The organism is Solimonas sp. SE-A11 (genome assembly GCF_030345715.1).
Lineage (GTDB): Bacteria > Pseudomonadota > Gammaproteobacteria > Nevskiales > Nevskiaceae > Solimonas_A.
Window position 1 is genome coordinate 101,354 of record NZ_JAUASX010000005.1, and the last position, 24,601, is coordinate 125,954.

The window sequence follows — 24,601 nt, forward strand, 5'->3', positions numbered from 1 at the left end:
CAATGCTGCCCCCGCATTGCAAGCACCCCCCGGAAACATGGACAAGCGCCTGCTCGACATACTCGTCTGCCCCGTCAGCCAGGGGTCGCTGGAATGGCACCCGGAACGGCAGGAGCTGTGGAGCCGCGGTGCGCGCCTGGCCTACCCGGTGCGTGACGGCATCCCGGTCATGCTCGAGGAAGAAGCCCGCGAACTGGCCACTGACGAGCTGGACGCATGAAGGGCTTCAAGGTCGTCATCCCGGCTCGCCTGGGCTCCACCCGTCTGCCGAACAAGGTCCTGCGCGACGTACATGGCAAACCGGTGCTGCGCCATGTCTGGGAGGCTGCCCGCAAGAGCGGTGCAGGAGAGGTCATCGTCGCCACTGATTCCGAGCAAGTGCTCGAGGCCTGCCGCGTCTTCGGCGCCGATGCGCGCTTGACCGCCGCTACCCACAACTCGGGTACCGACCGCATCAACGAGATTGCCCGGGCGGCCGGCTGGGCCGCCGATACCGTCGTGGTCAACCTGCAGGGCGACGAGCCGCTGATGCCGCCGGAACTGGTGAGCCAGGCGGCACAGCTGCTCGCCGACGACAGCGAGGCTCACATCGCCTCGCTGTGCCATCCGCTGCACGCGCAGGAGGAGTGGCTCAATCCCAACGTGGTCAAGGTGGTCATGGATCGCCGCGGCTACGCACTGTATTTCTCGCGCGCCCCCATCCCCTGGAAGCGTGACGGCTCCACGCGGGAACAGCCGCGCATGCCGGAAGGCCTGGCCTACCGCCATGTCGGCCTGTACGCCTACCGCGTCGCGGCCCTGGCCGAGTTCAGCCAGTTGCCGGCGGCGCCGCTGGAGGACTGCGAGGCACTGGAACAGCTGCGCGCGCTGACGCATGGCTTCCGCATCAGGATGGGCATCACCCACAACCCGCCGCCGCGCGGAGTGGACACCGAGGAAGACCTGCAGGCGGTGATCGCCCTGCTCAAGCCGCCGCGCTGAGCGCGGCACAACGAAAAAGGGCTCCGCAAGGAGCCCTTTTTCGTTGAAGCGTCACCTTCAGGGAGCGGTCGGCTGGCGGCCGATGCTGTAGTAGGTGAAGCCCAGGCGCTTCAGCAGCTGCGGATCGTAGAGGTTGCGGCCATCGAAGATCGTCGGCTGCTTGAGCTGCTTGGCCAGGCGATCAAAGTTGGGGCTGCGGAACTGCTTCCACTCGGTGACGATCGCCAGCACGTCGGCGCCGTCGCAGGCCGCCTCGGCGCTGTCGCAGAGCGCCAGGTCGGCGCGCTCGCCGTAGATCTTGCGCGTCTCGTGCATGGCCACCGGGTCGAAGGCGCGGACCTTGGCGCCGGCATCCCACAGCGACTCCATCAGCACGCGGCTGGAAGCTTCGCGCATGTCGTCGGTGTTGGGCTTGAAGGCCAGGCCCCAGAGTGCCACCGTGCGGCCCTTCAGCTCGCCCCCGAAATGGCTGCGGATGCGCTCGAACAGCACGCGCTTCTGGCGCTCGTTGACGTCCTCCACCGCGGCCAGCAGGGCCGCCAGGTGGCCCGACTCGGCGGCGGTATGCACCAGCGCCTTGACGTCCTTGGGGAAGCAGGAACCGCCGTAGCCGCAGCCCGGGTAGATGAAGTGGTAGCCGATGCGCGGATCCGAGCCGATGCCGATACGCACCTTCTCGATGTCGGCGCCGACCTTCTCGGCCACGTTGGCCAGCTCGTTCATGAAGCTGATCTTGGTCGCCAGCATGGCGTTGGCCGCGTACTTGGTAAGCTCCGAGGAGCGCACGTCCATCACCACCACGCGATCATGGTTGTGGTTGAAGGGCGCGTAGAGCGCGCGCATCAGTTCGGCCGTGCGCGGATTGTCGGTGCCGATGACGATGCGATCCGGCTTGGTGAAGTCGGGGATCGCGGCGCCTTCCTTGAGAAACTCGGGATTGGAGACGATATCGTATTCGACGTTCTCGCCGCGCTTCTGCAGGGCGGCCTTCACCGCGTCGCGCACCTTGTCCGCCGTGCCGACCGGCACGGTCGACTTGGTGACCACGATGCGGTAGTCGCTCATCAGGCGGCCGATGGTATCGGCCACCTGCAGCACGTATTTCAGGTCAGCGGAGCCGTCCTCGCCCGGCGGCGTGCCGACGGCGATGAACTGGAACAGGCCATGGCGGACGCCTTCCTCGGCATCGGTCGTGAAGCGCAGGCGGCCTTCCTGGAAGTTGGTCTTGACGATCTGGTCCAGGCCCGGTTCGTAGAACGGGACTTCGCCTCGTGACAGCGTTTCCACGCGCTTGGCGTCGACATCGACGCAGACAACGGAGTTGCCGGCGTCCGCGAAGCAGGCCGCCGTTACGAGTCCGACGTAGCCGGAGCCGAAAATGGTGATATCCATGAGGAATCAGGAGTGGGTGTTATCGGATTTCTGATTATCGGCGTTCTCGGCCTCGGCCGTTGTGACCGGGCTCTCGGCAGCCGGCTCTTCGAACAGCTTGAAGTAGTCCGAGGCCGGAGCGCTGCTGCGGAACTTCTGCGGGGCCTGCTCAGCCTCCGCGATATCTTCCGGGCTGTCCATGGCGATCACATGAACCTCTTCCTCCGTCGTTTCCGCGGGGGGCAGGAGATCGGCCTGGGCGGTGGCGATGGGCGCTGCTTCTTCCACCGCGACCTGCTCCACGACCTGGGCCGGGCTGGCCTCCGCGACCGGGGCCACTTCGACGACCGCGACCGGCGTGACGCTTTCCGGCGGCACGGCTTCGGATTCCGCCGCGGGTTCGACCGCGACCGTGTCCGGCGTCGTGGCTTCCACCATCACCGGCAGTGTGGCGCTTTCCAGCGGCGCAGCGGTGTCTTCCACAGCAGCCAGCTGTTCTTCCGGATGCGGAAGTTCCGATTCCGGTGCGGCCGATGACGGGATGTTGCCCGCCAGCGCATCTTCAGCCGTCAGCGCGATTACGCCCGCAGCGGGGGCCGGCAGCGCGTTCTGGCCCTGGCCTTCACCGCCACGGTCTCCGCCACGACCGCGGTTGCGACGGTTGCGACGGCCGCGCAGGCTGCGCCCGCCTGGAGTCGCCTGGCCCTCGGTACCTTCCGGCAGGGTGCCCGCGGCTTCCGCGGCCTCGGCGGCCAGTTCGGCCGCGGCGTCTTCTGCAGTCAGCGGCAGCAATTCCTGCGTCGGCTGCGGCGGGCGCTCGGGGCGGCCGTCGCGGCGTTGCTGATTCTGCTGGCCATCGCGGTTCTTCTGCTGGTTCTGCTGGTTCTGCTGGCCGTCGCGGTTCTTCTGCTGGCCCTGCTGGTTCTGCTGGCCGTCGCGGTTCTTCTGCTGGCCCTGCTGATTCTGCTGGCCGTCGCGGCTCTTCTGCTGGTTCTGCTGGCCGTCGCGATTCTTCTGCTGGCTCTGCTGTCCGTCACGGCGCTGCTGGTTCTGCTGGCCGCCGCGGTTGTGGTCACGGCCCTGGTCGCGGCGCTGGTTGTTGCCGCCGCGGCCATCACGGCGCTCGTCGCGGCGGCGCTGGTCGGGCAGGGCCTTGGCCGGTGCGGCCTCCGCCGCCGGTTTGGTGCCGAAGCCCAGCCAGCGCATCAACTTGGTCCAGACCGATTCGGTGGGCACGACCACCATCTGCGCAGGCGCCGCCACCACTTCCTGCTTGATGACGATGGGCGCAGGCGTTGCCGGCACGATCTGCTTCACCGCCGGCTCCTGCAGCGCGCGCTGCGGCGCCTGCGGCTTGGCCTGTTCCTCCTGGGCTGCGGCGTCGAAATTCTGCGCCAGCACGTAGGAAATGCCGGAGTTGTTATCCTGCTGCAGGTGATCCGCGCGGACGCGCTTGATCTCGAAGTTCGGGGTGTGCAGGGTCGCATTGGGCACGATCGCGATGTGCACGCGGCAGCGCGCCTCGATCTCGCGCACGTTCAGGCGCTTCTCGTTGAGCAGGAAGGTGCCAACGTCCACCGGCACCTGCGCAATCACGCGCCCGGTGCGCTCCTTCATCGCCTCTTCCTCGATCAGTCGCAGGATCGACAGGGCCAGCGACTCGACGCTGCGGATGTGGCCACGGCCGCTGCAGCGCGGGCAGGCCACCTGGGTGTGCTCGGCCAGGGTGGGGCGTAGGCGCTGGCGCGACAGCTCCAGCAGGCCGAAGCGCGAGATGCGGCCCAGCTGGATGCGGGCGCGGTCCATCTCGACCGCGCGCTCCAGGCGCCGCTCGACTTCCTTCTGGTTCTTGGAGCTGGACATGTCGATGAAATCGACGACGATCAGGCCGCCAAGGTCGCGCAGGCGCAGCTGGCGGGCGATTTCCTCGGCCGCTTCCAGGTTGGTGTTGAACGCGGTTTCCTCAATGTCGCGGCCGCCGGTTGCTTTGGCGGAGTTGATGTCGATCGCGGTCAGGGCCTCGGTGTGGTCGATGACGATCGAGCCGCCCGAGGGCAGGCGCACGTTGCGTTCATGCGCCAGTTCGATCTGGCTTTCCACCTGGAAGCGCTGGAACAGCGGCGTTTCGTCGCTGTACTGCTTGAGCTTGGGCAGGTCCTGCGGCGTGGAGTACTGCAGCTGCTCGCGGGCTTCCTCGTAGATCTCGGCGTTGTCGACGATCACCTCGCCGATGTCGGCGCGCAGGTAATCGCGCAGCGCACGCATGACGATGTTGTTTTCCTGGTAGATCAGGAAGGGGCCCTGACGCTTGGCGGCCTCGGCGATGATCGCGTTCCAGGTGCTGACGCGGTGGTCGAGATCCCACTGCAGTTCCTCGACCGTGCGGCCGACGCCGTTGGAGCGGATGATCAGCCCCATGCCGTCCGGCAGGTTGAGCTGGTTGAGGGCCTCCTTGGCTTCCTCGCGCTCGTCACCGTCGGCGCGGCGCGAAATGCCGCCGGCCCGCGGGTTGTTGGGCATCAGTACCAGGTAGCGGCCGGCCAGCGAGACAAAGGTGGTCAGGGCGGCGCCCTTGTTGCCGCGCTCTTCCTTCTCGACCTGGACGATGATTTCCTGGCCCTCGTCGAGCTGGTCGCGCAGGTTCTTGCCGTCACCCTTGAAATAGGAGCGGACGATCTCCTTCACCGGCAGGAAGCCGTGGCGCTCTCCGCCGTAGTCGACGAAGCAGGCTTCGAGGCTGGGCTCTACGCGGGTGATGCGCCCCTTGTAGATATTGCCCTTTTTCTGCTCGCGGGAGGCGTGCTCAATGTCCAGGTCATGGAGTTTCTGCCCGTCCACGATCGCCACGCGCAGCTCTTCGCGCTGCGTGGCATTGATCAGAATGCGTTTCATGTTGGTCTCGTCTGATGACGCTCGACCGCAGGGCAGGGGAGATTTCAGTGACAGGCATGGTGCGTTGTCTTTGTAGGTCGCCCGCCCTTTGCAGGAGCGCTGGTTTGTAGATGCCTGCGGCGCAAAAGCGCCCCAGACGCAAACTTGGGGCGAGCGGCGCTGCTAATATGCGCGCTGCAACATCCCCGAATCGATTCCGTAACCGCCGATGCGGTAACGGAATTTTCCGCTTATTCAAACGGAATGTCGTATTTTGACACAAACCCGCCAAGAAGTGCGCAAGGTTACCGTTACCGCCGGCGAAGATGGCCAGCGCATCGATAATTTTCTTTTAAAACAATTGCCTGGGGTGCCGAAATCGCACGTCTACCGGCTCCTGCGTTCCGGCCAGGTACGGGTGGATGGCGGCCGCGCCAAACCGGAGCGCAAGCTGGTCAAGGGCGAGGAAGTGCGCATCCCACCGGTGCGCATGGTCGAGAAGGGCGAGACCGTGCGCCCGCCGGATGCCGTGCTGAACAGGTTGCGTGAGGCGGTGATCCACGAAGATGAGCACTACTTGGCGCTAAATAAGCCGGCCGGCCTGTCCGCGCACGGCGGAACCGGCGTGCTTTACGGGGTGATCGAGACCGTTCGCGCCTGGAACAAGTACGAATTCATCGAATTGGCACATCGCCTGGATCGCGACACCAGTGGCGTGCTGCTGCTGGCCAAGACCCGCCCGGCCTTGCTGCGGGCCCAGCGCGCCTTCAAGAACAGCACCGCCGACAAGCGCTATTTCGCCCTGCTGGACGGCAAGTGGAAAGGGGAGGATCGTGATGTCGACGCCGCCCTGGTGCGCAACAACCTGCGGGTGGAGATCGACGAGGAAGAGGGCAAGCCTTCCATGTCGCGGTTCTCGCCCAAGGCGCGCTATCGCGACGCCACCCTGATGGAGGTGCAGATCTTTTCCGGGCGCACCCACCAGATCCGCGTGCATTCCCTGGCCCTGGGCCACCCGGTCTGCGGCGATGCCAAGTACGGCGAGCGCGAGGTCAACAAGCAGTACAAGGACAAGGGCCTCAAACGCATGTTCCTGCACTCGCACTTCCTCAAGCTGGCGGCAGACGAGGAGTTCCCCAAGCTGATCCTGAATGCGCCCATGACCGATGAGCTCCGGGATTTCCTCACCAAGCTTGGGCCGGGACGGTGACGGTCGGCGGAAACAAGGCCCTGTCATGAACGGGCCTAGCCTTCTGATCTTCGACTGGGACGGGTGCGCAGGAACAAGCGCATGTCCAGTGGACATGCGCCCTGCGCACGGGCGGCCATGGATGGCCGCCCCGGGGGTGGGTGGGTGAGCCGCGGCCCCGCCATGGATGGCAAGCGCTACAAGTTGTTGATATTCGACTGGGATGGGACTTTATCCGACTCAGCCGCGGCGATCGTCGACACCATGCAGGTGGCGATCCGTGACCTGGGGCTGCCGCCGCGCGAGGACCAGGTCATCCGCGAGCTCATCGGCCTGGGCATGAACGACGTGCTCACCCGGTTGTTCCCGGAGCTGGAGTTGAACGCCCTCAAGGCTCTGCTGGAGCGCTACCGCGCCCAGTGGGTCAACGAGACCCGGGAGGCTCCCTTGTTCCCCGGGGCACTGGAGGCCCTCCAGGCGCTGCAGGGGCAGGGCTACCGGCTGGCGGTGGCTACCGGCAAGTCGCGCCGTGGCCTGGATCGCTCGCTGAGGCACCACACCGAATTGCAGCGCCTGCTGGTGGGCTCGCGCACTGCGGACGAAACCGCCTCCAAGCCCGACCCCCTGATGCTGCGCGAGTTGCTGGACGTCGAGGGCCTGGCCGCCGGCGAGGCCCTGATGATCGGCGATACCGAGTACGACATGGCCATGGCCTGCGCCATCGGCATGCCGGGGGCGGGCGTGCTCTGCGGGGTGCATGAAGCGCCACGCCTGAGCCAGTCCGGTGCCGCGGTGCTGCTGGAGGACGTGGCCGGGCTGCCGGGCTGGCTCGCTGCGCCGCGCAGTTCCGTCAGGGGATCCTGAATCCGGCTTCCCGCAGCAGGGCGGCGGTGCGGATCAGCGGCAGGCCGATCAGGCCGGTGGGGTCGTTGCTACGCATCTCCTCGAACAGGCTGATGCCCAGGCCCTCGCACTTGAAGCTGCCCGCGCAGTCCAGCGCCGGTTCGGCCGCCAGGTAACGTTCGATGGTCGTCTCGTCCAGGCGGCGGAAGCGCACCGTGGTGACGTCCAGGGCCTGCAGCAGCCGCGTGCCCTGGACCAGGGCCACCGCCGTAAGGAACTCCACGGTCTGGCCCGACAGCAGGCGCAGTTGCTCCCGGGCCCGCTCCAGGGTGCCAGGCTTGCCCAGGATGCGTCCCTGGGCGGCGGCGGACTGGTCGGAACCCAGGATCCAGGCCTGGGGATGCGCCTGGGCCAGGGCGCGGGCCTTGGCCACGGCCAGGCGCTGGGTCAGTTCGCGCGGGTTCTCGCCGGGCTGGGGAGTCTCGTCCACCTGCGAGGGCAGTGCCCGGAAGGCGATCTGCAGCCGGCCCAGCAGCTCCGCCCGGTAGCGAGAGCCCGAAGCAAGGATCAATATGGGGTTGGCTACGGGGTTAGCCATTGAATTTCTTGAGATATGCGTCCACTGCGCCTTTGACTTTTGAGGGGCGGATCACTATGATGCGCGCCCTTTGAAGGGTAGCTCGGGACGCTTGCCTTGGGTATCCCCACCAGAATCCGTGTTTCCAGTGCGGCCGCGCAGGCGGAACGCTACGACGGCGGCCTGCCGTTGAAGTCGTTGCCGCGCCTGGCCGGGTTGCTGGCGGATGTCGGCGGCGCGCTCGAGGTGTCTCTCCAGGCGCAGATGCGTGAAGGCCATGCGGCCTTGCAGGGTTCTCTGGGCGGTTCGCTCACGCTGGCCTGCAAGCGTTGCGGAAAGTCCTACGCCTGGCCGCTGGAGACGGAAGTGGACTGGCGGCTGGTTGCGGATGAAGCCAGCGAGCGGGCCCTGATGCAGGAATTCGAGCCGCTGCTGGTCGAAGATGACGAGTTGCAGCTACGCGAGGCGATCGAAGACGAAGTGTTGTTGTGTCTGCCGATGCTGCCGCGCTGTGAATCGTGCGAAAATATGGTCGCGTCGCAGCCCGAGGCTGCAGCGCCGGTGGAAGAAGAGCCTCGTCGGGAAAACCCTTTCGCGGCATTGAAGAAGCAGTTGAAGTCGGATTGAAGTACAGGGCGTTGTGCCCGACGGAGCAAGACAATGGCAGTTTCACAGGATAAGAAGTCCCGTCAGATGCGCGGCCACCGCCACGCCCACTGGAAAAACAAGGTCAAGCCGGCTGCACTGTCGGTCGACTCCACTTCCGGTGAGACGCACCAGCGTCACCACGTGACGGCTGACGGCTACTACCGCGGCAAGAAGGTCATCGACACGGCCGCCCCGGCCGCCGACAGCACCGAAGAGTAAGCCTGGATCCGGGCGCAACCGCATGGCTGCCCCCGTCATCCTCGCCATCGACGCCATGAGCGGCGATCACGGCTATCCGGTAGCCGTGGACGCCGCTCTGTCGTCTTTGCAGGAACACCCGCAGCTGCAATTGGTCCTCGTCGGTGACGAGGGGCGGTTGCGCGCAGCCCTGGCCGAGCGCAAGCAGGGCAATGATCCGCGCCTGACGCTGCAGCACGCCAGCGAAGTCGTGGAAATGGACGAATCGCCGTCCAAGGCGCTGCGCAACAAGAAAGATTCCTCGATGCGGGTGGCCATCAACCTGGTCAAGGAAGGCCGCGCCCGCGCCGCCGTCTCTGCCGGCAATACTGGCGCGCTGATGGCCACCGCCAAGTTCGTGCTGAAGACCCTGCCGGGCATCGACCGGCCGGCGATCATCTCCGCCATTCCTTCGGTCAACGGCCACGTCCACATGCTGGATCTGGGCGCCAATGCCGAATGCAGTGCCGACCAGTTGGTGCAGTTCGCCGTGATGGGCTCGGCCCTGGTGACCGCGGCCTACGGCATCCAGCGGCCCAAGGTCGCCTTGCTGAACATCGGCGAGGAGGAGATCAAGGGCAACGACACGATCAAGCTGGCGGCTTCGCTGCTGCAGCAATCCAGCCTCAACTACATCGGCTTCGTCGAGGGTGACGGCATCTTCCTGCGCGACGTCGACGTGGTGGTCTGCGACGGTTTCGTCGGCAACGTCGCGCTCAAGACCGGCGAGGGTGTGGCCAAGCTGATCCACCAGTTCATGAAGGAAGAGTTCACCCGCAACGTCTTCACCAAGGCGGCAGCGGTGGCGGCGATGCCGGCACTCAAGGCCCTGGGGCGTCGCATGGACCCGCGCAACTACAACGGCGCCAGCTTTGCCGGCCTGACCGGCATCGTCATCAAGTCGCACGGCAGTGCCGACGCCCTGGCCTTTGCCCACGCCATCGGTGTGGCGATCAAGGCCGTGGAGCAGGACATACCGGCGCGCATCAGCAGCCTGCTCGTCAGCGTGGTCAAGCCCGCCGACGACGCAGTGCCGGGCGCCGAAGCCGCCTGAACAGCGGGGCGCTCAGCCCCAGATACCCTGGACGATCAGGCTGGCGCCCATCAGCAGCGTCAGGAATTCGTAGGCGCGCTTGATGAAGCGATTGCCCTGCAGCAACCCCAGGTGCGAGCCCAGGTAACCACCGGCGAGCCCGCCGATCACCAGCGCCGGAATCCAGGCCCACATTACCGGCCCGGCCACGGCCGCGGTCATCGCGCCGGCGGCATTCCAGAACAGGCCCACCATGATCATCGTGTGGGCCACCGCCTGACGGTAGTCGAAGCCGAACCAGAGCAGTAACAGCAGGGTCGAGAACACACCCGGGCCTGACGGCACCAGCCCGGTCAGCCAGCCGACCACGAAAATCCAGAGGCAACCCCAGCGCAGGCCGGCGCCCTCACGGTTGCGCGGCACCGCCTGCAGCCCCAGGGCGGGCCGCCAGATCGAGTACAAGCCCATGCCGATGTTCACGCAGCCGAACACCACGTTGCCGACGTTGTCCGGAATCTCGAAAGCCAGGCGCGTGCCGAAGATCACGCCCGGCAGACCCAGCAGCGTGCACAAGCCCAGGAAACGCCAGTCGATGCGCCCTCGCGCAGGTGCCGCGCGGTGGATCCTACGCCCAGCGCCACCACCGCGACCTTGTGCGTCGCCACCGCCGCGGCGAAGGGCAGGCCCAGCAGCACCAGCGCAGGGAACTGCAGCAGCCCCGCGCCACCGCCGGCCAGGGCGGAGAAGAAACTGGCGGCGAAGCCGGTGAGCAGGAGGGTGAGGGTTTCGAGCATGAAGCCTTGTGTATCGTCGCAGGAGCGGCCGCTCCTGCGGAACGGCTACTTGACCAGGTTGTTCAGGTCGAAGATCGGCATCAGGATGGCCAGCACGATCAGCATCACCATGCCGCCCATCACCACGATGATCAGCGGCTCGAAGACGCCCATCAGCGTGGCCACCAGGGTCTCCACCTCGCGCTCCTGGTTCTCGGCAGAGCGATCCAGCATCTCGTCGAGCTTGCCGGAGGTTTCGCCGCTGGCGATCAGGTGGATCGTGATCGGTGGGAACAGCTTGCTGGCGTTGAGCGAGCGCGACAGCGTGGCACCCTCGCGGACCTTGATCGCTGCTTCCTCGATCGCTTCCTTCATCGGCAGGTTGTCCACCACCTGGGTGCCGATGCGCATGGCGTCGAGGATCGGAACGCCGCTGCCGAACAGGATGCCCAGCGTGCGGGTGAAGCGTCCGGTATTGGCGCTGCGCGTCAGCCGGCCGACGATGGGCATGCGCAGCAGTGACAGATGTATGCGGCGCTTGAAGCTGTCGGTCCGCATCATGCGCGAGAAGCTGAAGACTGCTGCCGCGATCAGGCCCAGCAGCAGCCAGCCGTACTCGCGCAGGAAGCCCGAGGTGGCGATCATGCCCTTGGTCAGGGCCGGCAGTTCGGTGTCGATGCTGTCGAACACCGAAACCACCTGGGGCACGACGTAGGTCAGCATGGCGATCACCACCAGGATGGCCACCGTCACCAGCGCCAGTGGGTAGACCGCCGCGATCATCATCTTGCTGCGCATGGCCTGGCGCTTCTCCACGTATTCGGCCAGGCGCTCAAGGATGTAGTCGAGCTTGCCGGACTGCTCGCCGGCCTCGATGGTGGCGCGGAACAGCGGCGGGAAGGCATTGGGGAACTGGTTGAGCGACATCGCCAGCGTGTTGCCCTCGACGACGCCGGAGCGCACGCCCAGGGCGATGCGCTGCACGCGCTTGCTTTCGCTCTGCTCGGATACCGCGGTCAGCGCCTCGTCCAGCGGCAGGCCGGAGCGGACCAGGATCGCCAGCTGGCGCGTGAACAGCGACAGCTCGGTATGGCTGATGCCGCCGCCGCGCTGGAACGGCATGCCGCCGGAGGAGCGGCGCTCGGCCACCTCGGTGATGTCCAGGGGCGACAGGCCGCGATCGCGCAGCAACTGGCGCGCCTGGCGCGCGGTATCGCCCTCGATCAGGCCCTTGACCTGGCGGCCGCGGGCGTCGAGTGCGCTGTATTCAAATGCCGACATGGCTTGGAAGGGGGCTCATCAATCTTCGATGGTCACGCGCAGGACTTCGCGCAGGGTCGTGAGGCCCTTGAGCACCTTGTTGCGGCCGGACTGGAGGATGCCGGGGCCGCGCGAGCGGGCGTAGGTTTCCATCGCTTGCTCGGATGCCTCGTCGTGGATCATGGTTTCCAGCTGACGGTCGATCTCGATGATCTCGTGGATGCCGCTGCGGCCGAGGAAGCCGGTGTGGCGGCAGGCCGGGCAGCCCATGGGCTTGTACAGCGTCAGCGGCGGTGCCAGCTCCACGCCCAGCTGTTCCTTCTCGGTGACGCTGGCCTCGTAGGGTTCCTTGCAATGTTTGCACAGGGAGCGCACCAGGCGCTGCGCCATCAGGCCGATCAGCGAGGACGAGAGCTGATAGGGCTCTACGCCCATGTCACGCAGGCGCGTGACCGCGCCCACGGCGGTATTGGTATGCAGGGTGGACAGCACCAGATGGCCGGTCTGCGAGGCCTGCACCGCGATCTGCGCGGTTTCCAGGTCACGGATTTCGCCCACCATCACCACGTCCGGGTCCTGGCGCAGGATGGCGCGCAGGCCGCGAGCAAAGGTCATCTCGACCTTGGTGTTGACCTGGGTCTGGCCGATGCCGTCGATGTAGTACTCGATCGGATCCTCGACCGTCATGATGTTGCGGCTGCGGTCGTTGAGCACCGACAGGCCGGAGTACAGCGTGGTGGTCTTGCCCGAGCCCGTGGGGCCAGTGACCAACATGATGCCGTAGGGCCGGAACAGGATGCGCCGCATCACGGCGATCTGCTCGTCGTCCAGGCCCAGTTGTTCCAGGTCGAGGCGTTCGGCCTGCTTGTCGAGGATACGCATCACCACGCGCTCGTTGTGCGCGCCGGTGGGGATCGTGGAGACACGCAGGTCCACCTTGCGGCCGCCGAAGGCACGCGAGATACGGCCATCCTGAGGCAGGCGCTTCTCGGCGATGTCGAGCTTGGCCATGACCTTGATGCGCGACACCAGGCGCGGTGCCAGCTGCTTGGGCGGCGACATGATCTCGCGCAGTACGCCATCGACGCGGAAGCGGATCTGCAGGCGGCTCTCGAAGCTCTCGATATGGATGTCCGAGGCGTTCTCCTTGATCGCCTCCACCAGCAGGCCGTTGATGAACTTGATTACCGGCGCGTCGTCGCTGGATTCCAGCAGGTCCTGGTTCTCACGCAGGGCCTGGGCCAGGGAGCCGAGATCCGCATCCTCTTCGCCGAGGCCATCCATCAGGCTGGCGCTGGCGGAACTCTGGCCTTCGTAGGTCTTCTGCAGCAGCGCGTCGAACTCCTGCGCACTGATGTTCTGCAGGCGCAGCGGGCGGCCGACGAAGCGGCGGGTCTCCTGGATCGCGTCCACCCCCACGCCGGGACGCGCCGATACCAGCACGTGGTCGCCCTGGTCCTCGGTGACGATCAGGCCGTGGCGCTTGGCGAAGGCGAACGGCGGGCGCCGCAATGCGGGTTCCATGCGCGGTGAAACCTCAGTTTGACGGCGGCGCCGGGGGCTGCGGGCGGGCCTGGCCGGCGACCGCGGGCGGCGGCACCTGCTGCTCGGCAACCGGCGGCGCCGGAGGCACGTCGCCCATCAGCTTGTCGAACGGCAGCAGCACCGGCGTTTCCCGGCGATTGGTCTGGGTGATGCGCGCCGCCTCGATCTGCGCCTGGCGCAGCGAGTCGTACTTCTTGCGGGTGTAGTAGTCCGCGTCCGACTGCTTGCGCAGGATCGTGGGGCGGATGAACACCATCAGGTTGCTCTTTTCCTTGCTGGTGGCGCGGGCCTTGAACAGGTTGCCCAGCAGCGGGATGTCGCCCAGGAAGGGCACCTGGTTCTTCGAGTCGGTGAGCCGGTCGTCGGTCAGGCCGCCGATCACCAGGATCTCGCCGGTTTCCACCACCACGGTATTGGTCAGCGTGCGCTTGTTGGTGGTCTGCTGCAGCGTACTGCTGGAGCTGGCGGTGAGGCTGGACGACTCCATGTCGATCTTCAGCTTGACCACGTTGCCTTCGTTGATCTGCGGCGTCACGCCCAGGGTCAGGCCCACGTCCTTGCGCTCGATGGTCTGGAACGGATTGACCGTGCCGGAGGTGGAGCCGGTATTGCTGAAGCTGCCGGTGAGGAAGGGCACTTCCTGGCCCACGGAGAACTTGGCTTCCTCGTTGTCCATGGTCAGCAGCGTCGGCGTGGACAGGATGTTGGTGTTGCCGTCGCCCTTCAGGGCCTTGAGCAGCAGTGCGAAGCTGGTGCCGTTCTCGTTGATGATGCCGCCGGCGGCGGTGGCACCCAGGCCCAGCAGAGACAGGGCCGCCGTGGTGGTGTTGCCGCTGCTGGAACTGCCGCTGGCCAGCGCGGTGGCGGCATTGCTCAGCGCCTGCGAGGTGCTGGGGTTGAGGATGCCCGCCGCGGCGATGCGCTCCTTGTTGAAGATGGCCCAGTCCACGCCCAGTTGGTTGCTGGTGGTGGCGCTGACCTCGGCGATGATGGCTTCCACCAGCACCTGCGAGCGCTGGATGTCGAGCTGGGCGATGACGTCACGGATCTGGCGCATCGCCTTGGGCGGCGCGGTGATGATCAGGGCGTTGGTGTCCTTGTCCGACAACACGCGGATGCCGTCGCGGCCGCCGCCGGAGGAAGCGCTGGATGCCGCCGCGGCCGGGGCGCTGCCTCCGGTGCTGCTCTTGCCGTCGGTCGAGGAGACCTGCTGGGCGTAGCCCTCCAGGATCGGGGCCAGGTTCTCCGCCGTGGCAAAGCGCAGGTACACCACCTGGGTGGCGCCGCCGTCGGCTACAGGCTGGTCGAGCTGGCGGATGATCTCGCGGTACTTCTGTCGCTCCGAGCGGTCGCCGCCGATCAGCACCGAGTTGCTGCGCTCGTCGGCGATGATCGCGGTCTGGCGCATGCTCGGATCGGCCTGCTTGTCCTGCTGGGTCAGCGAGGTGAGGATGCGCACCACTTCGGCCGCCGAGGCATTCTCCAGGCGGAAGCTCTCGATCTCGCGGTCGCCGACCTGGTCCATCTGGCGGATCAGCTGCTCCAGGCGGCGCACGTTGGCGGCGCGGTCGGAGATGATCAGGATGTTCGAGGGCTGGTAGGCGCCCAGGTGGCCCCACTGCGGGATCATCGGGCGCAGGATCGGCACCAGCTGGGTGGCCGATACGTTCTGCACCGGGAAGACCTTGGTGACGATCTCGTCCTTGGCCAGGCCGCCGGCCTCGCCCCCGTAGGAGGAGCCTTCCCAGCGGGCGTTGGTCTCCGGGATGATCTTGATCGTGTCGCCGGCCGGCACCGCGGCAAAGCCGTTCACCGCCAGCACCGCCAGGAAGGTCTCGTAGAGGCCGTCCGAGGACATCGGCGAGGACGAGATCACCGTGACCTTGCCCTTGACCCGGCTGTCGACGATGAAGTTCTTGCCGGTGACTTCGCTGACCGTGGCGATCAGCGTGCTGATCTCCGCGTCCTTCAGGTTCAGGGTCACGTCGGCGCGTACCGGCAGCGCAGCCAGGGCAAGGCCCAGCAGGGCGGCGCGCGTCGCAAGTTTGAGCAGGGTCATTAGAGGGCTAGTTCAGCGAGACGTTGACGGTTTGCGCCTGGCCGCCGCGATCGACGGTCAGGACGAAATTGCTGGCCCGGCTCAGGTCGTTGAGCATCTGCAGGGCCTTCTGGGCGTTGTCCAATTCTATGCCATTGACCGCGGTGACCACGTCGCCGGGGCGCAGGCCGGCGTTGTTGAACAGCTCGCGCTCGCGGCCGGGGTAGACGCGGTAGCCGCGCAACTGGCCGTTGACGCTGGCCGGCTGCACCCGGATGTACTCTGAGGCCCGGGACGGGTCCTGCAGGATCTGGTCGCGGGCGCTGGCCAGGTTGGCGGCCGTGGCGCTGTCCACGGCGGTGCTGTCGGACGGCCCGGCCGACGCCATCGCGCTGCTGGGCTGGTCCTTGTTGAGGCGCAGGGTCTCAGCCTTGCCGTTGCGCATCAGGATTACCCGGTCGGGGAAGATCGCTTCCAGGGTGACGCCGCGTGCGATGTCATCGCCCACGGCGTAGGGCTTCTCGTCGCCGGATCCGCTGGCGATCAGTGCCCGGGAGACCTGCTCCCCCCGGTCGGCCAGGATGCCCAGCAGGGTCAGGTCCAGGCGGGTGTCCGGTGCATTGTTCAGGTCCGTGGAGCCGGGGGCGGACTGGAAGCTGCCGAACAGGCTGGCGCCGATCAGGCGCTCGACATTGAAGGGGCCGGCGCTGGCCTGTGGCCCGGGCTGGGCGGGGGCGGCCGGGGCGGGGCGCCAGCGTCCCTCCTCCGGCACCGGCAGCAGGGTCCAGGCCAGGCGGGCGAGGGTGGCCGCGATCAGCACCAGCAATACCAGGTTGGCCAGCGGAGGCAGGCGCCGCCCGTAGCGCTCGTAGGCAGCGGTCAGCTTGTGAAGGGGGAGTGCAACGGTCATGTCGCATCATAACCCGCGAGTGTGATACGCAACACGCCCGGAATTGATGCAATCCGTCAGTTTCAGTAACTTGCCTGAAAGACTTGGGGGAGTCTCGCAATGTCGCGAACGGTTACTCGTTTTGCCATCAGTGGTTTTGTGCTCCTGCTGTTCCTGGCGCACAGCTCCGGCTGGGTGAACCTGCGCCTGCTGGAGCAGATCGAGCACTTCACCTATGACAACCGCGTACAGGCCACGCTGCCGGGAACCCTGGACCCGACGGTAGTGATCGTCGACATCGACGAGACGAGCCTGGCGGTGGAGGGGCAGTGGCCCTGGTCGCGCGACAAGCTGGCCACCATGGTGAACAACCTTTTCGAGACCTACCGGATCCGCGCCCTGGGCTTTGACATCGCCTTCCCCGAGGCCGACCGTAGCTCCGGCCTGCAGCTGCTGGATCGCCTTCAGCAGGGCGAACTGTCCGACCTGCCGGGCTTTGCCGAGCGCGCGGCGGCCCTGCGGTCCTCCATGGACAACGACCGCGCCCTGGCCGAGGCGGTGCGGGGCAAGCCGGTGGTCTGGGGTTACTACTTCAGCCAGCACCTGCAGTCGCAGCAGCAGGATGCGGTCGGGGCCGTATGTGCCCCCGCCATGGACTCCATGGCGGCCAAGCTCTACGACCTGGACTGGATCCGGCCCGAGGGCTACACCGGCAACCTGGCGGTGCTGCAGGGCACCGGAGCCGCCTGCGGCTTCTTCGACAACCCCACCCTGGACAACGACGGCGTCTACCGCCGGGTGCCGCTGGTGCAGCTCTACGGCGGGGCGGTCTACGAGTCCCTGGCCCTGGCCCTGGCGCGCCTGGCGTCGGGGCAGCCGGGCATCGAATTCGAGTTCGAGCCGCCCGATGTCCGTACCTCGCTGCACCTGGAGCGCCTGCGCGCCGGTCCGCTGCTGGCGCCGGTGGACGAGCGCATCGCGGTGATGGTGCCCTACCGCGGCCCTGAGGGCAGCTTTCCCTACGTGTCCGCGGCCGACGTCATCGCCGGCAAGGCCGATGCCGCCGTGCTCAAGGGCAAGATCGTGCTGGTGGGCACCAGTGCTCCCGGTCTGCGCGATCTCCGCGTGACCCCGGTGGCCAAGGCCTATTCGGGTGTGGAGGTCCACGCCAACATCATTTCAGGCCTGATCAACGGCGGCATCAAGCAGAAGGCGCCGTACTACAGCGGCATCGAGACGACCCTGTTGCTGGCGATAGGCGTCCTGATTGCCTGGGCATTCGCCGTCCTCTCGCCGCTGGCGGCCGGTGCCCTCGGCGCCGGGGTGCTGGCCCTGATCACGGCGCTGGCCTTCGGCCTGTGGAGCTGGGGCAATTTCGTGATGCCCTTCGGCGTGCCGGTGGCCTTCACCCTGATGCTGTACCTGGCGCAGCTGCTCTACGGCTACTTCATCGAGTCGCGTGGCAAGCGCGAGATCTCCAAGCTGTTCGGACAGTACGTGCCGCCGGAGCTGGTCGAGGAGATGGCGGCTCATCCGCAGGACATCTCCATGGAGGGCGAGAGCCGCGAGATGACGGTGCTGTTCTCCGACGTGCGCAACTTCACCAGCATCTCCGAGAAACTCGACGCCAAGGAACTGGCGGCGATGATCAACGCCTTCCTCACCAAGCAGACCGGCGTGGTCCAGAAGCACCGCGGGACTATCGACAAGTACATCGGCGACCTGATCATGGCGTTCTGGGGCGCGCCGCTGCCGGACAAGGATCATGCCCTCAACGGCGTGCTGACCGGCATGGAAATGCAGCGTGCGATCCGCGAACTGGACCCGGAGTTCGAGAAGCGCGGCTGGCCCAAGCTGCACATCGGGGTCGGCATCAACAGCGGCAAGATGAACGTCGGCAACATGGGCTCCGAATTCCGCATGGCCTACACGGTGATCGGCGACTCGGTGAACCTGGGTTCGCGCCTGGAGGGCCTGACCAAGGAATACGGGGTGGGAATCCTGATCAGCGAGGATACCCGCAACCTGCTGCCCTCGGACTGGGCCTTCCGCGAGGTGGACCTGGTGCGCGTCAAGGGGCGCGGCGAGCCGGTGGCGATCTACGAGCCGATGGGGCCTAAGGAAGAGCTCGACCCGGCGCTGCGCCAGGACCTGGCGCGCCACCGCGGCGCCATGAAGCTGTACCGAGCCCAGCAATGGGACCAGGCCGAGCAGGAGTTCTTCAACCTGATGCAATCCGGCCGGCCGCACCCGCTCTACGAACTGTTCGTCTCCCGCATCATGGAGATGCGCGACACCCCCCCGGGAAAGAATTGGGACGGCGCCTACAACTTCACCCACAAATAGCGAGTCCCCAGGCATATCCGGGACTTGTGCGGCGTTTGGCTGGACAGGGCGACCCCTGTCCAGCCAAAACCTTGGCGCTGCAATGCCGCCGGGCGCGCGGCCCGACGCCGCCCGTCGCGGCAATCCCGGCGGCTGTCGCCGGTGCCGGTGCAGAACGCCCGGCCGCCGCCGTGGTCTGACCGGCGGCACCCCTTTTGTGACGACCGAGCGGCCCCATATAGGATGTCGCAGCGCTACACTTTGAACCATGAGCAACGAGCCTGATCGACATTCCGACCAGGGCCTGGCGGTACAGGAAGCCAAGCCCAAGACGCAGCAGCCGCCGATGTACAAGGTGGTGATGATGAACGACGACTACACGCCGATGGAGTTCGTGGTCCAGGTTTTGCAACAGTTCTTCCGTCACTCCCGGGAGTCGGCGGTACAGATCATGCTGCACGTACATACGCAAGGCCGCGGCGTGGCGGGGATTTTCCCCGCCGAGATCGCCGAGACCAAGACGGCGCAGGTGAACGCGTTCGCGCGCGAGCACCAGCACCCCCTGTTGACGGTGATGGAAAAGGCCTGATAACGGCCGCGCGAGCGGCAGAGGCGGAACAAAAATGTTATCCGAAGAACTTCAGAAGGCACTGGACGCTGCATTCGTCGCCGCCCGCATGGAAGGCCACGAACTGCTGACGGTCGAGCACCTGCTGCTGGCACTGCTGTCGGACGCCAATGTCTCCGAGGCACTGATCGCCGCCGGTGGCGATATGGACCGGCTCGAGCAGTCCCTGCGTGACTATTTGAAGACGCACGTGCAGGCGGTCAAGGACAACGACAAGCACGAGGTACAGCCGACGCTGTCCTTCCAGCGGGTGCTGCAGCGCGCCATCTACCACGTCCAGGCGGCCGGCAAGAAGCAGGTCAGCACGCTCAACGTGCTGGTGGCGATCTTCGCCGAGAAGGACACCCAGGCCGTGTTCCTGCTCAACGAGCAGGGTGTGACGCGCCTGGACGTCGTCAACTTCATCTCCCACGGCATCAGCAAGAACGGCAACATGCCGGAGAAGTCGCAGCAGGATTCCGAGGAGCGCGAGGATGTGCCGGAGAAGCCCAGCGGCAAGTCGGCACTGGAGCAGTACGCCACCAACCTCAACGAGCGCTCCGCGCGCGGCCAGATCGACCCCCTGATCGGCCGCGAGCACGAGATCGAGCGCGTCATGCAGACCCTGTGCCGCCGGCGCAAGAACAACCCGCTGCTGGTCGGCGAGGCTGGCGTGGGCAAGACCGCGATCGCCGAAGGCCTGGCCTGGCTGGTGGTCGAGGGCAAGGTGCCCGACCTGCTGAAGAATGCGGTGATCTTCAGCCTGGACATGGGTTCCCTGATCGCCGGCACGAAGTATCGCGGTGATTTCGAGAAGCGCTTCAAGGCGGTGATGCAGGAACTGCAGCAGCGCCCGGGTGCCATCGTCTTCATCGACGAGATACACATGATCATCGGCGCCGGCGCCGCCAGCGGCGGCGTCATGGACGCCTCCAACCTGCTCAAGCCGCTGCTGGCTTCGGGTGACCTGCGCTGCATCGGTTCCACCACCTACCAGGAATACCGCGGCATCTTCGAGAAGGATCGCGCCCTGGCGCGCCGCTTTCAGAAGGTCGACGTGACCGAGCCCACCGTGGAGGACAGCGTCAAGATCCTGGAGGGGCTGCGCAGCCGCTTCGAGGAGCACCACAACGTGCAGTTCACCCGCGGGGCCATCCGCTCCGCGGTGGAGCTGTCGGCCCGCCACATCACCGACCGGCACCTGCCGGACAAGGCCATCGACGTCATCGACGAGGCCGCCGCGCGCCTGCGCCTGCTGCCGGATTCCCGCCGCCGCAAGACCGTGCAGGTCCGCGACATCGAAGAGACCGTCGCCAAGATCGCACGCATTCCGCCCAAGAGTGTGTCATCCAACGACCGCGACAAGCTCGCTACGCTGGAGCGCGACCTCAAGCTGGTGATCTTCGGCCAGGACGTTGCCATCGAGCAGCTGTCGGCATCGATCAAGCTGGCCCGGTCGGGCCTGGGCAACCCGGACAAGCCGATCGGCAACTTCCTGCTGGCCGGCCCCACCGGCGTCGGCAAGACCGAGGTCACCAAGCAGCTTGCGCAGCTGCTGGGCGTGGAACTGATCCGCTTCGACATGTCCGAATACATGGAGCGGCACACGGTCTCGCGCCTGATCGGCGCGCCGCCGGGCTACGTCGGCTTCGACCAGGGTGGCCTGCTGACCGAGGCGGTGATCAAGCACCCGCACGCCGTCGTGCTGCTGGACGAGATCGAGAAGGCCCATCCGGACGTGTTCAACCTGCTGCTGCAGGTCATGGACCACGGCTCGCTCACCGACAACAACGGCCGCAAGGCAGACTTCCGCAACATCATCCTGGTGATGACCACCAACGCCGGTGCCGAGGAATCGTCGCGTCGTTCGATGGGCCTGATCGAGCAGACCCATGTCACCGACGCGCTGGAAGTGATCCGCAAGATGTTCACGCCGGAGTTCCGCAACCGCCTCGATGCGATCGTGGCCTTTGCTCCGCTGGGCCGGGTGCAGATCGTGCGCGTGGTGGACAAGTTCCTGATGCAGCTGGAAGAGCAGCTCTCCGCCAAGGGTGTTCACCTGGACGTGGACGAGGACGCCAAGCAGTGGATCGCCGAGCGTGGCTACGACGTCCGGATGGGCGCCCGCCCCATGGCGCGCGTGATCCAGGAAAGCCTCAAGCGGCCGCTGGCGGAGGAGTTGCTGTTCGGCAAGCTCGCCAATGGCGGTAGCGTGAACGTCTCGGTCAAGGACGGGCAGCTGGAATTCGAGTTGGAGGCGCGCGAGCGTCCTGCAGCGCTGGAGCCGGTCTGAGCCGCGGATGTCGGTAAAAGCAAAAAGCCCGCGAAAGCGGGCTTTTTGTTGATGCCACAAGCAAAGCCCGCTGAGCGGGCCTTGGGGCTTTGACTACGATCTGCCGACCACCATCTGCTATCCGGGAAAGCCCAGATGCAGCCGCTTATTTGTCGCGGAAGGTAATACGGCCCTTGGTCAGGTCGTACGGCGTCAGCTGCACGGTGACCTTGTCGCCCGTGAGGATGCGGATGTAGTGCTTGCGCATGCGGCCGGAGATGTGGGCGGTCACGACGTGGCCGTTCTCCAGCTTTACGCGAAACGTGGTGTTCGGCAGGGTGTCGACCACCGTGCCAACCATTTCAATGTGATCTTCTTTTGACATGAGCGCCAGCTTTTGGGAGGCGCATTATCGGGAAGTCGCTGGCCGGCATCAACTTTTAGGGCGTTTTGGGGCAATTTTGCGCACTGCCGGGTCTCAGGGGCTGTCTTCGGGCAGGGGTTTCCAGCCGCCGTTCATCAGCACCTCCAGCGGGCGGAAATGACGCTTGTAGTCCATTTTCTGGCTCCCGGGCACCCAATAGCCCAGGTAGACGTGAGGCAGGTCGCGCTGGCGGGCGTCCTCGATCTGCTTTAGGACCGCGTAGGTGCCCAGGCTGCGGCGGGTTTCGTCGGGGTCGAAGAAGGTGTAGACCGCCGAGATGCCTCGTGGGGTTTCATCGACCACGGCCAGGGCCTGCAGGCGGCGCCCGGCACGGATCTCCCAGTAGCGGACCTCGCCCCAGGAGCATTCCAGGAACGTGTGGAAGGCCTCGCGGTTGTGGGCGTCCATGCCGCCGCCGGCATGTCGCGACAGCAGGTAGTCGCGGTAAAGCGCGTAGTGCTCCTCGTTGAGCCGGTGGACCACCTTCAGGCTCAGGTCGTCGTTGCGCGCCAGGCAGCGCCGCTGGTTGCGGTTGGCTTGGAAGCTGGCGGCCGGGATGCGGGCCGGGATGCAGGACATGCAGTGTTGGCAGTACGGACGATAGACATGCACCCCGCTGCGGCGGAAGCCTTGTTCCAGCAGCCAGCCATAGCGCGCCGGCGTCAGCGGGAACTCCGGATCGATGAAGGCATTGCGCGAAGAGCGCCCCGGCAGGTAGCCGCAGACGTGCTCGACGCTGAGGAACAGGCGGATGCGTTCCAGTTCGCTCAAGACACTCGTCCCGCCATGTTTGGCTCCCTGGAAGCGCCGTGACACCAGGAGCATGCCTCAAGCGGCCTCAAGCGGCTGCCCCCCGGCTGAGGTGCAGGGCATCGGCCGGCACATCGATATCGAAGCGCCAGCGGCCAATGCGCCCCGGCTGCTCGGCGGCGGGGCGCTGCAGGCGCAGGAATTCCTCGCGGGGCATCTCCACAGCGCCCAGGCTGGTCAGGTGCGGTGAGCTGACCTGGCAGTCGATCAGGGCGAATTCCCAGGAATGGAGTTGCCGGCACAGCCAGTACAGGGCGATCTTGGAGCCGTTGTCGGCGTGCGAGAACATCGACTCGCCGAAGAACGAGCGCCCCATCGCCACGCCGTAGAGGCCGCCGATGAGTTCGCCGTCTCGCCAGACTTCCACGGAATGGCAGTGTCCGCCGCGGTGCAGTTCCAGGTAGGCACGCTTCATGTCGGCACCCAGCCAGGTGCCGCGTGACTTGGCCCGCGCGCCGGAACAGGCCTCCACCACCTCCGGGAAGGCCAGGTCCAGGGTCACGGCGTAGTCGGCCCGCTCGACCGCCTTGCGGAAGGTGCGCGACAGCTTGATCCCCTCGGGCAGCAGGACACTACGCGGATCGGGACACCACCACAGGATCGGTTCGTCCGGGTTGTACCAGGGGAAGATGCCCTGGGCGTAGGCGCGCAGCAGGCGCACCGGCGACAGGTCGCCGCCGATCGCCAGGAGGCCATTGGGGTCGCGCATCGCCAAGTGCACCGGCGGGAAATGCTGGTGCGGGTTGCGCGGATCCAGCCAGTGCAGGCGGATGGGATTATCCATCTTTAGCTTGCGCCCTCCTTGTACGGAACGTGCCGCAGCAGCTCGGCATGGCGCAATTCTACAAAAGCCGTCTCGCGTTGCAGGTGGGCTGCAACCGCCTTGTGCAGCCGCTCGTCGGCGAGCACATGGGCGGAGCGGGTGATCACCGGATCGAAGCCCCGGGCCAGCTTGTGCTCGCCCTGGGTGCCGGCGTCGTAGCGCCGCAGGCCCTGGGCGATGCTGTACTCGATGCCCTGGTAGTAGCAGGCCTCGAAGTGCAGGGCGTGGTAACGGCCGGCGCTGCCCCAATGGCGGCCGTAAAGCGTGTCGCCGCCCTGCAGCGTCATCGCCATGGCCACCAGGCGTGGGCCGTCGTAGGCCAATGCAAAACGCAAGGGGGTGTCGGGGCTGCTCCCGCAATCCTCCAGGAAGGGCAGGCTCAGGTAAGGGGCCTGGCCGCGTTCCTCATAGGTGTTGGCGTAGAGATCGAAAACCTCCGCCCATTCGGAAGCTCGCAGCTCATGGCCGCTGCGCCACTCGAAGCGGATACCGGCTTCCGCCACCCGCCGTCGCTCCTGGCGGACCTTCTTGCGCTTGTCGCTGGACAGGCGGGCCAGGAAGTCGTCGAAACCGCCGTAGCTCCGGTTGAACCAGTGGAATTGGATGTCCTGGCGCTCCAGCATGCCGGCCTCGCGCAGGAGGGCCTGATCGGGCTCCTCGGCGAACAGGGCATGCATGGAGGGGGCCCCCAGGCCGCGGCCCAGTTCGGCCAGGTGGCTTGCCAGCGCGGCCCGGGTCTCCTCGTCCCTGGCGCCCAGGCGCGGCCCTGTCGCGGGGGTGTAGGGGATGGCGCAGAGCAGCTTGGGGTAGTAGCGGCGTCCGATGCGCTGGCTGGCTTCGGCCCAGCCGAAATCGAACACGAATTCGCCGTAGGAATGCTGTTTCAGGTAGAGCGGGACGGCCCCGGCCAGCGTGCCGTCCTCGGTCTCGGCCAGAAGGTGGCAGGGTTCCCAGCCGCTGTCGCCGCCGACGCAACCGTGGCGCTCGAGGGCGGAAAGGAAGGAGTGCCGGGTGAAGGGGTAGCCCGGCGGGAACAGGGCGTCCCAGGCGGGCGCCGGCATCTCCGCGATGCGGCCAATCTGTCT

21 protein-coding genes and 1 pseudogene are annotated in these 24,601 nt (G+C 66.4%); 10 read left to right on the forward strand and 12 right to left on the reverse strand.

Features of this window, described 5'->3' with window-relative positions; translation table 11 throughout:
• Nucleotides 1-37 precede the first annotated feature (37 nt).
• Entirely contained in the window at nt 38-220 is a 183-nt protein-coding gene (locus QT386_RS08040) for a Trm112 family protein (protein WP_289273235.1), read from the forward strand.
• Entirely contained in the window at nt 217-981 is a 765-nt protein-coding gene (kdsB, locus tag QT386_RS08045) for a 3-deoxy-manno-octulosonate cytidylyltransferase (protein WP_289273236.1), read from the forward strand. Before QT386_RS08040 ends, kdsB begins: the two co-directional genes overlap by 4 nt.
• Nucleotides 982-1,038: 57 nt before the next feature.
• Here kdsB and QT386_RS08050 read toward each other — a convergent pair whose 3' ends face one another.
• Nucleotides 1,039-2,373, reverse strand: coding sequence for a UDP-glucose/GDP-mannose dehydrogenase family protein (locus QT386_RS08050; protein ID WP_289273237.1), 1,335 nt, complete (start codon nt 2,371-2,373; stop codon nt 1,039-1,041).
• Nucleotides 2,374-2,379: 6 nt separating this feature from the next.
• Nucleotides 2,380-5,244, reverse strand: a complete 2,865-nt coding sequence (locus QT386_RS08055) for an Rne/Rng family ribonuclease (RefSeq protein ID WP_289273238.1) — start codon at nt 5,242-5,244, stop codon at nt 2,380-2,382.
• 274 nt (nt 5,245-5,518) lie between these two features.
• Here QT386_RS08055 and QT386_RS08060 point away from each other — a divergent pair, with 274 nt between their 5' ends.
• Both QT386_RS08060 and QT386_RS08065 read left to right on the forward strand, forming a co-directional pair.
• Nucleotides 5,519-6,433, forward strand: coding sequence for an RluA family pseudouridine synthase (locus QT386_RS08060; RefSeq protein ID WP_289273320.1), 915 nt, complete (start codon nt 5,519-5,521; stop codon nt 6,431-6,433).
• A gap of 144 nt (nt 6,434-6,577) precedes the next feature.
• Nucleotides 6,578-7,276 carry an HAD-IA family hydrolase gene (locus tag QT386_RS08065; protein ID WP_289273239.1) on the forward strand — a complete coding sequence of 233 codons (699 nt, stop codon included), beginning with the start codon at nt 6,578-6,580 and terminating at the stop codon, nt 7,274-7,276.
• Here the strand turns inward: QT386_RS08065 and QT386_RS08070 are convergent.
• A complete protein-coding gene (locus QT386_RS08070) occupies nt 7,263-7,853 on the reverse strand; it encodes a nucleoside triphosphate pyrophosphatase (RefSeq protein ID WP_289273240.1) in 591 nt (196 codons plus the stop codon). The genes QT386_RS08065 and QT386_RS08070 overlap by 14 nt on opposite strands.
• A gap of 96 nt (nt 7,854-7,949) precedes the next feature.
• Here QT386_RS08070 and QT386_RS08075 point away from each other — a divergent pair, with 96 nt between their 5' ends.
• The 3 genes from QT386_RS08075 to plsX are packed head-to-tail and all read left to right on the forward strand — an operon-like array spanning nt 7,950 to nt 9,771.
• Entirely contained in the window at nt 7,950-8,459 is a 510-nt protein-coding gene (locus QT386_RS08075) for a DUF177 domain-containing protein (protein WP_289273241.1), read from the forward strand.
• 33 nt (nt 8,460-8,492) lie between these two features.
• Nucleotides 8,493-8,699, forward strand: a complete 207-nt coding sequence (gene rpmF / locus QT386_RS08080; protein WP_289273242.1) for a 50S ribosomal protein L32 — start codon at nt 8,493-8,495, stop codon at nt 8,697-8,699.
• A gap of 22 nt (nt 8,700-8,721) precedes the next feature.
• On the forward strand, nt 8,722-9,771 hold the full coding sequence (gene plsX, locus QT386_RS08085; protein WP_289273243.1) for a phosphate acyltransferase PlsX: 1,050 nt from the start codon (nt 8,722-8,724) through the stop codon (nt 9,769-9,771).
• 12 nt (nt 9,772-9,783) lie between these two features.
• On the opposite strand, the pseudogene QT386_RS08090 reads toward plsX, so the two are convergent.
• From QT386_RS08090 to gspC, 5 genes and pseudogenes are all read right to left on the reverse strand, one after another.
• Nucleotides 9,784-10,544 (reverse strand): annotated as a pseudogene (locus tag QT386_RS08090) (sulfite exporter TauE/SafE family protein).
• Nucleotides 10,545-10,589: 45 nt separating this feature from the next.
• Entirely contained in the window at nt 10,590-11,804 is a 1,215-nt protein-coding gene (gspF, locus tag QT386_RS08100) for a type II secretion system inner membrane protein GspF (protein WP_289273246.1), read from the reverse strand.
• An 18-nt stretch (nt 11,805-11,822) separates the two neighbouring features.
• Entirely contained in the window at nt 11,823-13,307 is a 1,485-nt protein-coding gene (gspE, locus tag QT386_RS08105) for a type II secretion system ATPase GspE (RefSeq protein ID WP_289273247.1), read from the reverse strand.
• Nucleotides 13,308-13,320: 13 nt separating this feature from the next.
• Nucleotides 13,321-15,387: a type II secretion system secretin GspD gene (gene gspD / locus QT386_RS08110; protein WP_289273248.1), complete on the reverse strand. Its 2,067-nt coding sequence runs from the start codon at nt 15,385-15,387 to the stop codon at nt 13,321-13,323.
• A gap of 7 nt (nt 15,388-15,394) precedes the next feature.
• Nucleotides 15,395-16,276 carry a type II secretion system protein GspC gene (gene gspC, locus QT386_RS08115; RefSeq protein WP_289273249.1) on the reverse strand — a complete coding sequence of 294 codons (882 nt, stop codon included), beginning with the start codon at nt 16,274-16,276 and terminating at the stop codon, nt 15,395-15,397.
• Between the two features lie 99 nt (nt 16,277-16,375).
• Here gspC and QT386_RS08120 point away from each other — a divergent pair, with 99 nt between their 5' ends.
• The 3 genes from QT386_RS08120 to clpA all read left to right on the forward strand — a co-directional run bounded on the left by QT386_RS08120 (nt 16,376) and on the right by clpA (nt 21,480).
• Nucleotides 16,376-18,601 carry a CHASE2 domain-containing protein gene (locus QT386_RS08120; protein ID WP_289273250.1) on the forward strand — a complete coding sequence of 742 codons (2,226 nt, stop codon included), beginning with the start codon at nt 16,376-16,378 and terminating at the stop codon, nt 18,599-18,601.
• Between the two features lie 247 nt (nt 18,602-18,848).
• Nucleotides 18,849-19,169, forward strand: coding sequence for an ATP-dependent Clp protease adapter ClpS (gene clpS / locus QT386_RS08125; protein WP_289273251.1), 321 nt, complete (start codon nt 18,849-18,851; stop codon nt 19,167-19,169).
• A gap of 34 nt (nt 19,170-19,203) precedes the next feature.
• Complete coding sequence (gene clpA / locus QT386_RS08130) at nt 19,204-21,480, forward strand: ATP-dependent Clp protease ATP-binding subunit ClpA (protein ID WP_289273252.1); 2,277 nt, start codon at nt 19,204-19,206, stop codon at nt 21,478-21,480.
• 145 nt (nt 21,481-21,625) lie between these two features.
• Here the strand turns inward: clpA and infA are convergent, their stop codons facing one another.
• The 4 genes from infA to QT386_RS08150 form a co-directional block, all read right to left on the reverse strand.
• The gene (gene infA, locus QT386_RS08135) at nt 21,626-21,844 is read right to left on the reverse strand and encodes a translation initiation factor IF-1 (RefSeq protein ID WP_104231342.1); all 219 of its coding nucleotides are present in this window, start codon (nt 21,842-21,844) and stop codon (nt 21,626-21,628) included.
• Between the two features lie 93 nt (nt 21,845-21,937).
• On the reverse strand, nt 21,938-22,654 hold the full coding sequence (locus QT386_RS08140; RefSeq protein WP_289273253.1) for an arginyltransferase: 717 nt from the start codon (nt 22,652-22,654) through the stop codon (nt 21,938-21,940).
• 67 nt (nt 22,655-22,721) lie between these two features.
• Nucleotides 22,722-23,477, reverse strand: coding sequence for a leucyl/phenylalanyl-tRNA--protein transferase (gene aat, locus QT386_RS08145; protein WP_289273254.1), 756 nt, complete (start codon nt 23,475-23,477; stop codon nt 22,722-22,724).
• 2 nt (nt 23,478-23,479) lie between these two features.
• On the reverse strand, nt 23,480-24,577 hold the full coding sequence (locus QT386_RS08150; protein ID WP_289273255.1) for a GNAT family N-acetyltransferase: 1,098 nt from the start codon (nt 24,575-24,577) through the stop codon (nt 23,480-23,482).
• Nucleotides 24,578-24,601: the final 24 nt, after the last annotated feature.

What these genes read in the sequence shown, in the direction of transcription:
- QT386_RS08040 (WP_289273235.1), top strand. Translation starts at nt 38, where the DNA reads ATGGACAAGCGCCTGCTCGACATACTCGTCTGCCCCGTCAGCCAGGGG.
- kdsB (WP_289273236.1), top strand. Translation starts at nt 217, where the DNA reads ATGAAGGGCTTCAAGGTCGTCATCCCGGCTCGCCTGGGCTCCACCCGT.
- QT386_RS08050 (WP_289273237.1), bottom strand. Translation starts at nt 2,373, where the DNA reads ATGGATATCACCATTTTCGGCTCCGGCTACGTCGGACTCGTAACGGCG.
- QT386_RS08055 (WP_289273238.1), bottom strand. Translation starts at nt 5,244, where the DNA reads ATGAAACGCATTCTGATCAATGCCACGCAGCGCGAAGAGCTGCGCGTG.
- QT386_RS08070 (WP_289273240.1), bottom strand. Translation starts at nt 7,853, where the DNA reads ATGGCTAACCCCGTAGCCAACCCCATATTGATCCTTGCTTCGGGCTCT.
- rpmF (WP_289273242.1), top strand. Translation starts at nt 8,493, where the DNA reads ATGGCAGTTTCACAGGATAAGAAGTCCCGTCAGATGCGCGGCCACCGC.
- plsX (WP_289273243.1), top strand. Translation starts at nt 8,722, where the DNA reads ATGGCTGCCCCCGTCATCCTCGCCATCGACGCCATGAGCGGCGATCAC.
- gspF (WP_289273246.1), bottom strand. Translation starts at nt 11,804, where the DNA reads ATGTCGGCATTTGAATACAGCGCACTCGACGCCCGCGGCCGCCAGGTC.
- gspE (WP_289273247.1), bottom strand. Translation starts at nt 13,307, where the DNA reads ATGGAACCCGCATTGCGGCGCCCGCCGTTCGCCTTCGCCAAGCGCCAC.
- gspD (WP_289273248.1), bottom strand. Translation starts at nt 15,387, where the DNA reads ATGACCCTGCTCAAACTTGCGACGCGCGCCGCCCTGCTGGGCCTTGCC.
- gspC (WP_289273249.1), bottom strand. Translation starts at nt 16,276, where the DNA reads ATGACCGTTGCACTCCCCCTTCACAAGCTGACCGCTGCCTACGAGCGC.
- QT386_RS08120 (WP_289273250.1), top strand. Translation starts at nt 16,376, where the DNA reads ATGTCGCGAACGGTTACTCGTTTTGCCATCAGTGGTTTTGTGCTCCTG.
- clpS (WP_289273251.1), top strand. Translation starts at nt 18,849, where the DNA reads ATGAGCAACGAGCCTGATCGACATTCCGACCAGGGCCTGGCGGTACAG.
- clpA (WP_289273252.1), top strand. Translation starts at nt 19,204, where the DNA reads ATGTTATCCGAAGAACTTCAGAAGGCACTGGACGCTGCATTCGTCGCC.
- infA (WP_104231342.1), bottom strand. Translation starts at nt 21,844, where the DNA reads ATGTCAAAAGAAGATCACATTGAAATGGTTGGCACGGTGGTCGACACC.
- aat (WP_289273254.1), bottom strand. Translation starts at nt 23,477, where the DNA reads ATGGATAATCCCATCCGCCTGCACTGGCTGGATCCGCGCAACCCGCAC.
- QT386_RS08150 (WP_289273255.1), bottom strand. Translation starts at nt 24,577, where the DNA reads ATGCCGGCGCCCGCCTGGGACGCCCTGTTCCCGCCGGGCTACCCCTTC.